The sequence below is a fragment of the Undibacterium sp. WLX3042 genome (assembly GCF_049544825.1).
GTDB lineage: Bacteria > Pseudomonadota > Gammaproteobacteria > Burkholderiales > Burkholderiaceae_D > Undibacterium.
Genome location: NZ_CP186698.1, coordinates 3334827 through 3349532, shown reverse-complemented (window position 1 = coordinate 3349532; position 14706 = coordinate 3334827). Strand labels below are relative to the sequence as shown.

At 47.3% G+C, this 14706-nt stretch carries 15 protein-coding genes, 1 tRNA gene and 1 pseudogene; 3 read left to right on the top strand and 14 right to left on the bottom strand.

The features are described 5' to 3' along the window. Positions 1–125: 125 nt before the first annotated feature. The 8 genes and pseudogenes from ACPAOP_RS15135 to ACPAOP_RS15100 all read right to left on the bottom strand — a co-directional run. Positions 126–386, bottom strand: a pseudogene (locus ACPAOP_RS15135) (IS3 family transposase); the annotation flags it as partial. Between the two features lie 1242 nt (positions 387–1628). Next, positions 1629–1958 (bottom strand): hypothetical protein, encoded by a 330-nt coding sequence (locus tag ACPAOP_RS15130; RefSeq protein ID WP_423679959.1) that lies wholly within the window; start codon positions 1956–1958, stop codon positions 1629–1631. A gap of 341 nt (positions 1959–2299) precedes the next feature. Continuing rightward, a complete protein-coding gene (locus ACPAOP_RS15125; protein WP_423679958.1) occupies positions 2300–2503 on the bottom strand; it encodes a helix-turn-helix transcriptional regulator in 204 nt (67 codons plus the stop codon). Between the two features lie 533 nt (positions 2504–3036). Then, positions 3037–3128: transfer RNA gene (locus tag ACPAOP_RS15120), tRNA-Ser, on the bottom strand. 118 nt (positions 3129–3246) lie between these two features. Then, positions 3247–4497, bottom strand: coding sequence for an aspartate kinase (locus tag ACPAOP_RS15115; protein ID WP_423708557.1), 1251 nt, complete (start codon positions 4495–4497; stop codon positions 3247–3249). Between the two features lie 487 nt (positions 4498–4984). After that, positions 4985–5551 (bottom strand): DUF1415 domain-containing protein, encoded by a 567-nt coding sequence (locus ACPAOP_RS15110; RefSeq protein ID WP_423679955.1) that lies wholly within the window; start codon positions 5549–5551, stop codon positions 4985–4987. Positions 5552–5766: 215 nt separating this feature from the next. Beyond that, complete coding sequence (gene aceB, locus ACPAOP_RS15105; protein WP_423679954.1) at positions 5767–7353, bottom strand: malate synthase A; 1587 nt, start codon at positions 7351–7353, stop codon at positions 5767–5769. 31 nt (positions 7354–7384) lie between these two features. Further along, positions 7385–8062: a haloacid dehalogenase type II gene (locus tag ACPAOP_RS15100; protein ID WP_423708556.1), complete on the bottom strand. Its 678-nt coding sequence runs from the start codon at positions 8060–8062 to the stop codon at positions 7385–7387. Between the two features lie 176 nt (positions 8063–8238). Between ACPAOP_RS15100 and ACPAOP_RS15095 the strand changes: the two genes are divergently transcribed. Continuing rightward, the gene (locus ACPAOP_RS15095) at positions 8239–9144 is read left to right on the top strand and encodes a LysR family transcriptional regulator (RefSeq protein WP_423679952.1); all 906 of its coding nucleotides are present in this window, start codon (positions 8239–8241) and stop codon (positions 9142–9144) included. Positions 9145–9208: 64 nt separating this feature from the next. Here the strand turns inward: ACPAOP_RS15095 and ACPAOP_RS15090 are convergent, their stop codons facing one another. The 3 genes from ACPAOP_RS15090 to ACPAOP_RS15080 form a co-directional block, all read right to left on the bottom strand. Next, the gene (locus tag ACPAOP_RS15090; protein ID WP_423708555.1) at positions 9209–10927 is read right to left on the bottom strand and encodes a methyl-accepting chemotaxis protein; all 1719 of its coding nucleotides are present in this window, start codon (positions 10925–10927) and stop codon (positions 9209–9211) included. A gap of 219 nt (positions 10928–11146) precedes the next feature. Next, positions 11147–11350 carry a cold-shock protein gene (locus ACPAOP_RS15085; protein ID WP_162021796.1) on the bottom strand — a complete coding sequence of 68 codons (204 nt, stop codon included), beginning with the start codon at positions 11348–11350 and terminating at the stop codon, positions 11147–11149. Positions 11351–11477: 127 nt separating this feature from the next. Further along, on the bottom strand, positions 11478–11789 hold the full coding sequence (locus ACPAOP_RS15080) for a hypothetical protein (protein ID WP_423708554.1): 312 nt from the start codon (positions 11787–11789) through the stop codon (positions 11478–11480). Between the two features lie 100 nt (positions 11790–11889). Between ACPAOP_RS15080 and ACPAOP_RS15075 the strand changes: the two genes are divergently transcribed. Next, positions 11890–12243 (top strand): hypothetical protein, encoded by a 354-nt coding sequence (locus ACPAOP_RS15075; RefSeq protein ID WP_423708553.1) that lies wholly within the window; start codon positions 11890–11892, stop codon positions 12241–12243. 2 nt (positions 12244–12245) lie between these two features. Then, positions 12246–13274, top strand: coding sequence for a CapA family protein (locus ACPAOP_RS15070; RefSeq protein WP_423708552.1), 1029 nt, complete (start codon positions 12246–12248; stop codon positions 13272–13274). On the opposite strand, the gene ACPAOP_RS15065 is transcribed toward ACPAOP_RS15070, so the two are convergent. From ACPAOP_RS15065 to ACPAOP_RS15055, 3 genes are all read right to left on the bottom strand, one after another. Beyond that, positions 13261–13560, bottom strand: coding sequence for a 2Fe-2S iron-sulfur cluster-binding protein (locus ACPAOP_RS15065; protein ID WP_423679948.1), 300 nt, complete (start codon positions 13558–13560; stop codon positions 13261–13263). The two genes, ACPAOP_RS15070 and ACPAOP_RS15065, sit on opposite strands and share 14 nt — an antisense overlap. 86 nt (positions 13561–13646) lie before the next feature. After that, positions 13647–13943, bottom strand: coding sequence for an SCP2 sterol-binding domain-containing protein (locus tag ACPAOP_RS15060; protein ID WP_186883713.1), 297 nt, complete (start codon positions 13941–13943; stop codon positions 13647–13649). 89 nt (positions 13944–14032) lie between these two features. Next, complete coding sequence (locus ACPAOP_RS15055; protein ID WP_423708551.1) at positions 14033–14686, bottom strand: class I SAM-dependent methyltransferase; 654 nt, start codon at positions 14684–14686, stop codon at positions 14033–14035. Positions 14687–14706: the final 20 nt, after the last annotated feature.

Here is a 14706-nt window from a genome sequence, read left to right as displayed (position 1 = left end):
TTGTCTTTTTCTTGTAATTTAGTTCGATTTAGAGGTGATTGGAAGGTCTTGTATTTGACTTTCACGCGTGAAACCTGTCTTTGGGGGTGCTGGGGAATGCGGACAAAACTTGGACTGTTTGATGCCGTTAATCCGAGACTATCTCGGTATTCTAGTGGACTGCGAGAGCTAAAGGAGATTTTAATCCGTTTTTCGTTGTACCTGCGAATGTAGGAGTCGAGTACCTGAATGAACTACTCAATTGTTGCTGTTCGCCAGTCCCAAAGATAGAACATCTCCGTTTTCAACCGCCCGAAGAAGCTTTCACATGCAGCATTGTCAGGCGAATATCCTTTGTGCGACATGGAGCGAATCAGCTTCGTATTTTCGATCCGCGACAGCCACCCTCAACACCATTTGTTATTGAGTGTCATCGCCATTGACCAATGAAGTCACTGGTGCTGACACTCTCGTTTTTTGCCCTCATCAGCAAAGTGTCCTACGAAAACACTTCAGCGAATTAATGAAAAAGGTCACGCCGCTGAGATCCAGCTTTTTCATTGAACACGTGTTCCACTGAAGTGTTTTAGCCAAATTGCGTCTTGTGTTTCGGATTAACCTGGTTCACATTTGTGCGAAACGTTGATGTTTTATAGTCTCAGACAAGCTCGTTATTTGTCAGCTTGAAGTGCGTTAGGCCTGTTGAATTTTTTTGCCTAGGGGACAGACTGTACAAGTGAGTAATGCGAAAAATGAATGCCTACACAGTGGCAAGCAGATACAGACCAGAAGGTCGACGCCGCCACGAGTTGGACTAGCGAAGCCCTGGAGAGGACCATGCTCATACGTCATTGAGCCAGAATCCCCTCTTATTCCACTTTTATCAAGCAGCGACGGATAAATTATCAATAAGTTAATTTTAAAAATTCAAATTTCTGTGCAGGATGGGTGGGCTCTCCGACGTTAGAGAAGAGTCATGTAACCCCTGGTCGCTGTCCGACTTCATAAAAGTTGGTAATAAAGTGAAACGAGCTGAGATTATATAATTATCAATTAAATAATAATTATGAATTCATTTTACGACAAACCTCTTCATGGCTGCCCGTCACAAACTACGACACAAGCAATCTGAATAACAGAAGGCGGAGTACAGCAAAGGCATGTCTGGTAGGAGAAACACTGTGCAATGGAAAATACAAAAGTCGGTCAATAGGAGGTTTGGGGTCTCGTTACGACTAAGTGCCTGACGAGTCGTCACAGAAAGGCATCAGTGTGCTGACTTCATGGTTCCAGTGTTGTCTCCCCTGCTCACATCATTACAGGCGCTGGTCAAGGCGCTGTTCAAGGAGCCACTCTGTTGACACAGGTAGCAAGCGCGGCGAATCCTAAGTGACGTCTGAAGTGGTTACCTAAGAGAGTGACGCGGGCACCCAACAGGGATCGACAAATGGCGCGTTTAGGAACCCATGAGGCACCTCCCGAGTCGCCAAGCCAGGTGCTCAAGAGTCTACCAGGCAGGTGACCAAGTAGGCAGCTAATCACGCTTCGCCAAAAGCAATCTAAAATGAAAGGAAGCAGTTCGTCTGTTCAAATATTAGTTCCAGTTCTACGCGCTCTTGGTCGCGAGTCACATCTAGTATTATTTATGGTTAAGACAGATGACTGAGCCATTCAAGCAACTGTGTTTGTGTTTCGTTCTCAAAAGACTCGCTGCGCTGCACTTCATCAAGCGTAGAAATCATCCACGACACGAATGCACTCCATCCAATTTCTGTCAATTTTTCTTCATAAATCAGTTCGACGCGTAGATCGTCAGGTATCGCGTAAAGCCATCGTTCAACGATAGATTGAAGCTCGTATGGAATGTGAGAAAAGTTCAAAACTTTCATAATATTGCCGTCTTTTCCTAAAATATCTTCGAAATTTAATCCGGCTTGTAGCCCGCAATGCAGAGAGCGTATTTTTTGTTCGATTGCCATTCAGTATCTCCAAAATAGGTTGTAGTAATGTCTTGCAAGAATAAAGCATCTGCCTGATCAGAAGCCCAGATTTCATCTATAAAATAGTCTGAAAATAAGTGTTTGATATGTCAAAAAGACGTTATATGACAGCAAATCAATTTGCAGACAGTTTTTTCTGGGCGCAGGTCAGCAGCAAATTGACTTAAACAAATAACGAGATGACGCCAGTGCTATATCGATCATTTCACCAGAATGAAGACCCTGTTCCTACGCGCTACAGTCTCTGAGAGAGTGCCGCATGAAGATGAATTTGCTCCCATCTTTCATAGGCACTTTCTCTCACTGCAAGCGGCAGAAGATTAGTGCCCTCTGTCAGATTGAAGGCACAGGGATTCGACCAGTTTGTCAATGTCGCTCTGCAGCCAAGCTACGGCGCGAGGGCCTATCTTGAAAGGTTTGGGGAAACGGCCAGAGTTAATACCTGCGTACCAAGTCGAGCGAGAGACCGGCATGATCTCGAGCACACGACGCAAGCGTATGAATTTTTTTGCAGTGGATTCCATAATAATTCCATCCCCAGTGGTCAAGCCGGAATTTGATTGAAATAATCAGTAGTGGCAGATGGGTCGTCCTACCAAGTCCGGAGACAGCAAATGATGTCTAAGAACGTATAGTTAAAACTATTAAGAATGGTTGATTTATTTTTTCGATAGGATTAGATGCCTGCAGACAGCCAAAGAAATGAGCATCTTCATTGAGGTAAATGCACGCCTAAAACACCAATACATCTGATCACATAACAAATTTACAAAACATCTTTCTTGGACTTATTTTTTAACGAAGTGTACGACGTAATAACCAGAAGTTAAACGTATGCAGAAAGAATTCGGCTTTCGAGGTGACATCAGTTCTCTTGGAGAGATAGTATTAAGGATGCTTCAAATGGAAACCACACACAAAAATAAAGACTGGACGAACTACCGATCACCACACAAAACCATGGATAGAAAAAAACCCACAACAGAAAATCTATTGTGGGTTTTTAAGTGGGACAAAATCAAAAACGTGCTATAAGTCATTGATTTTGTTATATTACTGGCGGAGACGGTGAGATTCGAACTCACGACCCAGGTTACCCCAGATGCTTCCTTAGCAGGGAAGTGCCTTCGGCCACTCGGCCACGTCTCCACACTTTCACAACCAAGTCATACAACTTGGCTGCAATCGAGACCAAGATCATAGCTGCTGAACTGCTTTTGGTCAACTACTCAGATAAACAAAAACAGTTTTTTCGCTAACTAAATAATCAGGCACTTTCCAGACCGAAAGCCTTATGCAGCGAACGCACTGCCAGCTCCATATATTTCTCGTCGATCAGCACTGAGATTTTGATTTCGGATGTCGAGATCATCAGAATATTGATACCTTCTTCTGACAAAGTACGGAACATCTGCGATGCGATACCAACATGGCTGCGCATACCGACGCCGACCACAGACACTTTAGAAACTTTGGTATCGCCGGCAATACTTGCCGCACCGATGTGTGCCTTCACGCTGCCTTCGAGCACCGCCATCGCTTTGGCGTATTCACCGCGCGGTACAGTGAAAGTAAAGTCGGTTTTACCTTCAACGGACTGATTCTGGATAATCATATCCACTTCGATATTCGCGTCCGCGACCGGGCCAAGGATCTGATAAGCGATGCCTGGTTTATCAGGTACGCCTAACACGGTGATTTTTGCTTCATCACGACTGAACGCGATGCCAGTGATGGTGGCTTGTTCCATATTTGTATCTTCCTCAAACGAAATCAGGGTGCCGGAATTCGCTTCTTCTTCCAGCGGAATTAAAGGGTCTGTCAGCGACGATAAAACGCGGGTAGGCATGCGGTAATTACCGGCAAATTCAACAGAGCGTATCTGCAAAACTTTAGAACCGAGCGACGCCATTTCCAGCATTTCTTCAAATGTCACGGTGTTCAGGCGGCGCGCGTCGGAAACCACACGTGGATCAGTCGTATAGACGCCATCAACGTCGGTATAAATCAGGCATTCCTGTGCCTTCAGCGCAGCCGCAATCGCGACGGCCGAGGTATCTGAACCACCACGTCCCAGCGTTGTGATATTGCCCTGCTCATCCACACCCTGAAAACCGGTAATGACGACAATTTTGCCAGCAGCGAGATCGGCTTTGACTTTGGCATCGTCAATCGATTCGATACGCGCTTTGGTGTAAGCGGAATCGGTCTTGATCGGGACTTGCCAGCCAGCGTAAGACACGGCTTGTTTGCCGATAGCCTGCAATGCCATGGAGAGCAAACCGACTGACACTTGTTCACCAGTCGACGCAATCATGTCGAGCTCACGAGGATCAGGTTGCGCCATGATCTCTTTCGCGAGACCGATGATGCGATTAGTTTCGCCGGACATTGCTGAGGGCACCACGACTATCTGGTGACCGGCATCATGCCATTTGGCGACGCGCTTGGCGACGTTCTTGATGCGTTCAGTTGAACCCATCGAAGTCCCGCCGTATTTGTGGACGATTAAAGCCATAGATATATAAGACTGAAGGAGTAAAAAATGAGGTAAATCAATCCCTTACTGTACATGCTGCTCTGCAAAATAACAAGGAGCGATGCGACATGAATGCTGAAGAATACGTGGCAATCACGTTATTTCCGACAAATTTTCTATCGTTTCAAGAAAAAAAATCAACTAAAAACCGAATAATGCATATGCACAGCGTTTTCATCAACGACTTAAAAAAATTTACTTTTGCATCCTGAAATTTACATTTTCAGGGGAGTATGTGCCGATATTGCCTTAACCTCAGCATGAAATATAGGGCTTTAAATATACTCCGGGGAGTATATTTTCACCGAAAATTGCACTTGCCAGCGCTGCGAAGCCATCTGGCTGAAAGAGAACCACAACGGTGTATCTAGCTGTGGAGGAAGGTGGCTGATTGTAGAAAATAGTCATATCGCAGCGACGACTGCGGCAGCGCGGCACAAACAATACAGCTACACGCCCTTCCCAGTTAATCTTTGCTTCCGGAAAACAGCTGATGCCAGCCTTCTATGCCAAGTTTTTGCATGGTCTCGATATTTTTTTCATAGATCATTTCCGCTTCCGGGAACGACTCCACGGCACGATCGATACTTTCTTCGCGCAATAAATGCAAAGTCGGAAATGGCGCACGGTTGGTATAGTTTTCGATGTCATCGATAGTGGTGTCGGCAAACTGATAATCCGGATGGAAATTCGCAATCTGCAGAATACCGTCCAGATCAAGCTCTTCCAGCAAGCCGTCGGCGACATCAAGGAAATCGTTGAAATCGAGAAAATCCTTCAGTACATACGGGTGAATTAACAGAATGGTGTCGATTTTTTCCGGATTCGCTTCAGCCAGCACCTCCAGCTCGCGTTGCAGATCCTCGACTAAAGCTTCCGGTGTTGTCGCTTCACTGACGACGTAACGGATCTGTTTTTTAACATGAACGGATTTTGCAAACGGGCATAAATTCAGACCGATCACCGCTTTTTCTAACCACTCGGTGGTTTGCGCAATGATGTCGTCGTGGGTAAGAGGGTTTGCTTGTGACATAGGAAATTTTGATCGTCTGAAAGAGCGCAAGGATAGCACGCAGCAAGATGCCAGCAGGTGAGCGCCAACAAGAAACACCCAAAAAAACGGCCCGGAAAGGTCCCGGGCCGCTTACTCAATGTGCGACTATGCGCTGCCATCAGGCAAGGATTCGTCGCATTATCTGCCGCATATCCGACTGTATATTCAGCGGCATATCAGCGATTACAGGCAGATTAAATTTCTTCGTACAAAGGCAGTGTCAGGAATTCTGCAAAATCTGCAGAAGTCGACATTTCTTCGAAAATCTGTGCTGCGCGGTCATACGTTGCACCGTTACCAGCCACTTCTTTAACCTTCGCCAATTCTTCAGGAATCATCGCGCGCACCATGTCGGCTGTGACTTTGCGGCCATCTTCCAGATTACCCTTGGCTGAACGTATCCATTGCCAGACCTGGGAACGGCTGATCTCTGCCGTTGCCGCATCTTCCATCAGATTATGAATCGGTACGCAACCATTGCCTGCCAGCCATGCGCCGAGGTAATGAATACCGACGTTGATGTTGTAACGCAGACCTGCTTCAGTAATCGGTGTTTCAGGCTGGAAATTCAGCAAGTCTTTCGCCGTTACTTCAACATCCGGACGCTGCTTGGAAATCTGATTCGGTGCATCGCCCAACACTTTTTTGAATTCCGCCATCGCCAGATCCACCAGACCAGGATGAGCAACCCAGCCACCATCGTAGCCGTCGGTTGCGTCACGCGCTTTATCGTTGCGTACGCCACCCATCGCGATGTCATTTTTTTCCGGATCATTTTTGATCGGGATCAGCGCAGCCATACCGCCGATTGCCGGTGCGTTACGCTTGTGACAGGTTTTCAGCAGCAGCAACGCGTATGAACGCATAAATGGTGCCGTCATCGTGACTTTCGCGCGGTCTGCGAGACAGAAATCTTTGTTATTCTTGAATTTTTTGATGCAAGAGAAAATGTAATCCCAGCGACCGGCATTCAGACCAGAGCTGTGCTCACGCAGTTCATACAGAATTTCATCCATCTCAAATGCAGCAACGATGGTTTCGATCAGGACAGTCGCTTTGATTGTGCCTTGTGGAATACCGATTTCATTTTGTGCCATGACAAAAATATCGTTCCACAGACGCGCCTCCAGATGCGATTCCATTTTTGGCAGGTAGAAATAAGGGCCAGCACCGCGTGCCAGTTGCTCCTTGGCGTTATGGAACAGAAACAGCGCAAAATCAAAGATACCGCCGGAAATACGCTTACCATCGACCAGCACATGTTTTTCATCCAGATGCCAGCCACGCGGACGGACAACCAGCGTTGCGATCTTGTCGTTGAGCTTGTAAGACTTACCGTTTTGTTCCAGGCTGATCGTGCGGCGAACAGCGTCGCGCATATTGATCTGGCCAGTGATCTGGTTATCCCAGTTAGGCGTATTGGAATCTTCAAAGTCGGTCATGTAACTATCTGCGCCGGAGTTCAGCGCATTAATCACCATTTTGCGCTCAACAGGACCCGTGATCTCTACGCGGCGGCATTCCAGTGCCTGTGGGATAGGTGCGATTTTCCAGTCGCCTTCGCGGATGTGTTTGGTTTCTGGCAAAAAGTCAGGTGTCTCGCCAGCATCCAGGCGTTTTGCGCGCTCAACACGTGCGGCGAGTAATTCCTGACGGCGCGGCTCAAACGCACGGCTCAGTTTGGCAACCAGCGCCAGCGCTTCTGGTGTCAGAATCTGTTCAAAACCTGGCTTGATTTCACCAGTAATCTGCATACCTGCAGGTAAATTCAGTTGTGTCATGCTGCTCTCCTAGAAAATAAAACAAAAATAATTACTGCATTTGTTCAATAAAACCAGCTACATCCCTGAGTGAACGCCCGGTGCCATGCGGCGTCACACCTAGCTCTTCGAGTGGCGCATCGTGACGGTTAACCCAGAATGTTGTGTACCCGAACCACGTCGCACAACAAATATCCCAGGCATTCCCCGAAACAAATAAAATATTTTTTGCAGGTAATCCGAAAACATCCGGCCCCAGCTGATAGGCCTCCGGCGCTGTTTTGTATTTTTTCACTGAATCAACAGACAATAAATGACTGAAGATCCCTTGCATGCCGGCAGCATCCACAGCAGACTGCAGCATGTGCGTGGTTCCGTTAGATAAAATGGATAACTTTATTCCGCTGGCGCGCAACTGCTGTAATACCTCAAGATTTTCGGGAAATGCATCCAGCCTCGCATACTGCCCCATTAGTGCATTCTGTGCATCCAGCGTCAGATCCAGCTGTAATTTCTTGCATACAAAAATCAGGGCGTCCTGGGTCACTTCCCAGAATGGTTTGTACATGCTGCACATCGTGCGCAATTGCGTGTATTCAATCTGCTTGTTGCGCCACAATAAGGCCAATGCTTCCCCCTTACCGGGAAATAATTTTTCCCCCAGCTGGCTGATGGAGTACACATCAAACAAAGTGCCGTAAGCATCAAAAGCGATCGCGCTGATAGACATTTCACTCCTCAAACAGACAATAAATGCAGATTGCATTCCCGATGTGAAGAGTATATTCAATAAAAACCAACATAAACATACAGTTTTATCACTTTATCTTTTACTTTAAGTCAAAGATGGGTACACAATAATCCTTGTATGCTTATTAAGTCCCGATTATCACCCCGCGAGCGCCTATGGATCAATTCAAACAAATATCAACTTTTGCAGAAGTTGCGAGTCGTGGCAGTCTCTCAGCAGCCGCACGTGCCGAGGGCGTTGCTCCGGCCATGATCAGCAGAAGACTCGATGCACTCGAGGAGCGTCTGGGCGTGAAGTTATTGCAGCGTACAACCAGAAAAATTGCGTTAACCAACGAAGGCGCCTCGTTTCTGGAAGATTGCCAACGTATACTCACCGACCTCGAAGCGGCGGAATCATCTGTGTCAGAACGCAATGCGCACGCCAGCGGGCTACTGACCGTCTCTGCGCCCGCTGGCTTCGGCCGCCAGCATGTGGCACCGCTGATTCCGTCTTTTCTGAGCGAGCATCAGGATTTAAAACTGACGCTGAGTCTGAATGACAGGGTCGTCGATCTGATCGGCGAAGGCGTGGATGTTGCAATCCGCATTGCCTCACTGACAGACTCTAACCTGATTGGCGTCAAACTCGCAGACAACAAACGTGTTGTCGTTGCCTCACCTGATTACATCAAACGACATGGCGCGCCGCGCAGTATTGATGAATTAAGCAGTCACAACTGCCTTGCATTCAGTGCGGACGGCAGTCAGCGCGGCTGGACCTTCCGCCAGAATGGAAAAAACATGACGGTCAAAGTAGAAGGCAATATGGTTTGCAATGACGGCGAAGTCCTGCATGACTGGGCCGTTTCCGGCAAAGGACTGGCGTGGCGCTCGATGTGGGAAGTCGGTGCCGAGATTGAATCAGGTCAGTTGATAACGGTGCTTGATGAGTACACAGCGCCGGGAAACGATATTTATGCGATATTCGCGCAACGTCGCCACCTGCCCTTACGGATCAGAGCTTTCGTCGATTTTTTAAGACAGGCATACAACAAGCCCGACTACTGGAAAAAATTCTGAGCACGAAAAACCATCAGAAAAAAAGGGCGCTCAATGCGCCCTTTTTTTCAATAATCAATTTTGCTTAAAATTCTTCCCAGTCATCTTCTTTCGCTTGCTTGCTGACTTTGTCAGAAGCAGATGCTGCTGGTATCGCCGCTACTTTAGGTGTTTTTGCGGGCGTTACCGATGCTGGTGCCGGCTTAACGACAGCGCGCGGCACTGCCGGAGCTGCAGGCTTGTGTGATGCGCCAGTCACATTTTCCTGCAATTTAAAAATACCCACTGCCTGATTCAGATTATTCGCCTGATCGCGCATACTGCCGGCAGCAGCGGCTGCTTCCTCAACCAGCGCCGCGTTTTGCTGAGTTGCCTCATCCATTTTTGTAATAGCCTGATTGACCTGCTGAATACCATCGCTTTGTTCTGCGCTGGCAGCAGTGATTTCCGCCATGATATCGGCAACGCTCTGGATCGAGGAGACAATTTCATCCATCGTTTTACCAGCATCATCCACCAGACGGGTTCCGGCTTCAACCTTATCAACCGAATCAGCAATCAGCGTTTTAATTTCTTTTGCCGCACCGGCTGAACGTTGCGCCAGATTACGCACTTCGGTTGCCACCACCGCAAAACCTCGTCCCTGCTCACCGGCACGGGCAGCTTCAACGGCTGCATTCAGCGCCAGAATATTGGTCTGGAAGGCAATACCATCGATGACGCCGATAATATCGACGATCTTTTTCGAACTGTCTTTGATCGACGACATCGTATGCACAACGTCACCAACCACTTGTCCGCCACGCACCGCCACCTGCGATGCAGCAACTGCAAGCGTATTCGCCTGACGCGCATTGTCAGCATTCTGGTGCACTGTCGATGTCAGTTCTTCCATTGAAGATGCAGTCTCTTCCAGACTCGCTGCCTGCTGCTCAGTACGGGAAGACAAGTCCATATTACCGGTGGCAATTTCATCTGCAGACAAAGCAATGGAACTACTTCCCTGACGTACGATAGTCACGGTCTGAATCAGGCTTTGACGCATGTTTTCCAGACCAGTTAACAACTGCCCCATTTCATCGTTTGAATCGGGTTTGATCTGTTGCGATAAATCGCCGTGACCAATAGCATCAAACTGCTTGAGCGCAAATCGTAATGGATGAGAAATCGCACGCAACAACAGATAAGCGGAGATAAATACTGCAATGAGGCCAGCGGCTACGCCTATAATATCGACCCAGACGAATATTTTGAATTCGTTTTCACTCTTCGTTAACAGTTGAGATGATGATGCAAACTGATATTCCGCCAACTTTGCCACATTTTCAGAATAGACAGTGTAAAGTGCGGGCACACTGGTGACGTTGAACTTATCCGCCTCCTCCACATTTCCTGCTTTCAGCGCTGCCAATAAAGGCAGATACGCTTTCTTCAGGAAATCATCCCGCGCTGCGGCCACAACATCAGAAACTTTTTTCTCTTCACTATCTTGCGGCAAGCTCAGATATTTATTCCATGCCTCATCTGATTTTTTCAAAAAATCTTCGGCACGTGCGATCGTGGCTGCAGCTGTAGCACTATCCGGGTGAGAAACAGCACGATCAATCACGGTACGCGATCTTAGTAAATTAACCCTTGTTTCCGCTAATGCCTGTACCGACGGCAATTGATTCGTAAACAACTGATTGATGACAGTGTTACTGTTATGAACACCATAGATACCCATCAATCCGCCTATGGTCAGCATAATCGCCATCACTCCCATAGTACCGATGAGCCGCAATCGAATCGTTAAGTTGATCATTATTAAATTTCCTTTTTATGCCCGGATAGGTTCAAAGAAGAATACAAAATTTGAGAGGAAACATGTTGATTTAAGACAACATAATTCTTATACCTGAAATCGCAGTATAAAGTTCTTATGACAGTTTAGCGACTGACTTTTTTTTAAAAAGGTAAAAAAAAATCCCCGACGAATCGGGGATTTTTACAACAAGGCTTACTACGCCATTTAACGTCTGAATTACAGAGGCTGAATGTTAGAAGCTTGTTTGCCTTTAGGGCCTGTCGTTACTTCAAAAGAAACGCGTTGGTTTTCTTTCAGAGATTTGAAGCCGGAGGATACGATTGCGGAGAAGTGCGCGAACAAATCTTCACCACCTTCGTCTGGAGTAATGAAACCAAAACCTTTAGAATCATTGAACCATTTAACAATACCTGTTGCCATTACTATTTCCTATTTCAGTTAATGTGGGCGTCTGCCCGGTAAATCGTTTCAACCAAGTAAGAAATGACAGACTGATACTGCACTACCACTTTGAATCTCAACGACTAGCTGATTATACGCACAATTTTTAAGAGAAAGTAAAATAAAAATGTGAATAATGCGAATTATCCTCATTTTTGATCTTTTTTCTTGCTGAACGATCACATCTCCAAGACATCGCGCGACTTACGGGCTCAAAACACCGGTAAATCGTCGCACCGATGCCAACGCGAAAAGTCAGTCTGCGCAGATAGTCACTCGTACTTAAAATCTGATCAGCACCTGCTTGGTCATATGCTGCGGTGCTGGCACGAACAACAGCGCAAGTGACAGTCCTCTTTGCAAGCCGAACAATCACTGCAATAATACTTTTCCATTTTTCAATGAAAAGCGCCGTCAACATGAGACCGAAGAAATACACAACAATACAAGCTAACGGCCTTCTTCAACTTTACCGACGATTATTTACAACAGCATCGTTTTTAATATCCTTATGTGTGGTGTCTGTTAATGCCCATTCAGCCCCCTGGTTACGCTGCCAGGTCAGCTATGCCGGTAGTACGCAAATCGTAGAAACCGGAATCACCAACGATCCTTACGCGGTTGAATCAGTCGATATCCAAGGACGCTTCAAATTTAAAGCAGTGATGACAGGCAGCGACAGCGACATCAACTACATTAAGCTCTACGCTTTTTTTCAGACAAGGTCTGCTGATATTCCGATTCATCAGGCAAGCTACTACCCGCCACTCCCACTCCGCAAACAAGAAACGCCGTTCACCCCGAAAAATTCCCTGTACGCAGGAGATGTCGAACGCGAATTGCAATATCAATGCACGCTGGAAGATAAATAACCATGATGCTCAGTCTCTCGTCTATAAAAAAACTCCTCGCGGCATCTCTGACCCTGAACTTACTGTTGCAACAGGCGCACGCAGATGAGCAGAAAAATCGTGTCAGCATTTTATTTGCGGGTGATATTGTTCTGGATGGCACACCGGGAAAACTGATCGCTGCGGGAGCTGACCCGTTGGCTCATTTTTCCGACATCATCAATACGACCGATATTCGCATCGCTAACCTAGAGTGCGTCGTTGCCACCACGGGTCATGCAGCAGATAAAAATTTCACATTCCGGGCAGCACCGAAAACTCTTACTACCTTGCGTCGTCATTTTGACGCAGTTTCAATCGCGAATAATCATTCCGGAGATTTTGGACGCGAGGCGTTCACCGAGATGCTCAGTCATCTGAATCATTATCAGGTGAAGTATTTTGGTGGCGGACGTGATCTGCATGAGGCGCACACACCTTTGCTAATCCGGAAAAATGGACTCAGCATTGCGCTACTCGGATATAACGAGTTTATGCCACGCAGCTTTGAAGCGACCGCACGCGAAGCCGGTGTCGCCTGGAGTGAAGATGAACAGGTCGTCGCGGACATCCGGAAAGCGCGTACCGAATACGGTGCGGACCTCGTTATCCCGTTTATGCACTGGGGTTGGGAAAACGACAAACATTCAACTGCACGCCAACAACAACTGGCACATCTGATGATAGATGCAGGCGCTGACGCTGTCATCGGCGGACATCCTCACGTTATTCAGGAAACTGAACAATACAAAGGCAAGCCGATTATTTACAGCTTGGGTAATTTCGTTATTGATGAATTAGACAATGAGCCGCAAACCCGCGGCTGGATTGTGAGACTGGAACTCGACAAATCCGGTGTCGCAGCATGGGATACGCGGCTCGCAAAAATCAGTCAGGATGGCATCCCGGCTCCGGTACCAGACGCTGCCACACCTTGCTGGAATAAGGAAGACGCCGGTGGCAAACTCTGCAGTAACGCAAAATCCGGCTTCCTGTCTGCTACCAAACCTTAATGGCTTCCGGAACATCGATAGTGACGTCGTTTTCAGCGAGGGCAACACAAGGGAGTATCCATCCCTCGGTTTTCTCTTCAGCACTCAGTCCCGGCCACTCGATACGATAGGAAACGGAACCTCGCAACAGCTTGCACATGCAGGTCCGGCAGGTTCCGTTGCGGCAGGAGTTCGGTAAGCGTATGCCGGACAATAATGCTGCCTCAAGCAAGCTGTCGCCGGGGGCAACAGTACATTGCCAACCTGAGGGCTGCACACTGATCTGCCAGTCTCTGACTTCGTCCATATTTACCTCACTGAACACGATATGAAAAAGCCGCAGCATCAATCATGATCTGCGGCTTTTTCTGACAAAAAACTGTCTGTACGATGTCAGACGACGGTTTGCAAACGCATAGCCACGCCCATATCACCGGCAACTTTCAGTTTGCCCATCATAAATCCGTTCATAGGATTCAACTGTCCGGTCAGCAATGCGGCTAAGTCAGCCAGTGCAATCGTGATCGTGCAGGATGCTTCTTTATTTTCATTGGAAACTGTATTCGGAGACGCAACCGCATCAACGAAAACTACGCCATCAGCGCCGCAGTCGAATTTCAAAGTCGCGTTCAAACCACTGTTATCACCAACTTTAGAACGTATCGTTTCTGTGCAAGCCTGCAAATCCATGTCTGCTCCTTTATATTGAAATGACCCGCAATGTAGCATAGGAAAGAATCGGGAAACAATGGAGGATGAATACTAGAATCATCCCCCTTTCACTTAAGGATGCAACTGAGCAACCAATAGTGTTCGTTCCGATAAATACGGATATCTCTGGCTACGGGCGCAATTTTTTTACGCAACGCGCTATCGGTCGGGAAATTTTTGACTATTTCAACGCGGCTGCCATCTTCCTGCACACGCAGTTGATAGGTATTTCCCTCTGTATCTGTGCGTGCAACCGGCGTACTGCTGCCCTCTACATAATTGTTATCCATTAATACCAGCAAACTTCCCTTACCTGCCCCCCGTCTGACTCTCGTCAACAGATCGTTTTGCTGCTCGCGCTTAATATGCGACCATAAAAAACCAACGAAACAGGCCGTGTATTCACCAGCACTTGCTTCTGGCAAATCAAAAACATCAGCAATACCGAAACGGACTTTATCCGATGGATAGCTCTTAGTCTGCGCAATATCGAGCATCACCTGATTTACATCCGTGGCATAGACTGAGTCAGCAACGGGAGCGTATTTTTCTGTCCAGTAACCGGTTCCGCAAGCGAGCTCAATGACTCTGTGACTCTGCAATAAGTCCGCAATGCGTTGCTCCATATCCTGCAAGTCCTGCTGACGTTCCGGAAGCTGGTAAATCTGCTCGAGACTGTTTGCGCGCTGCGCATAATAGTCCTGCATCGTTTTTTCAATCATACTTATTTCTAATCTAATAA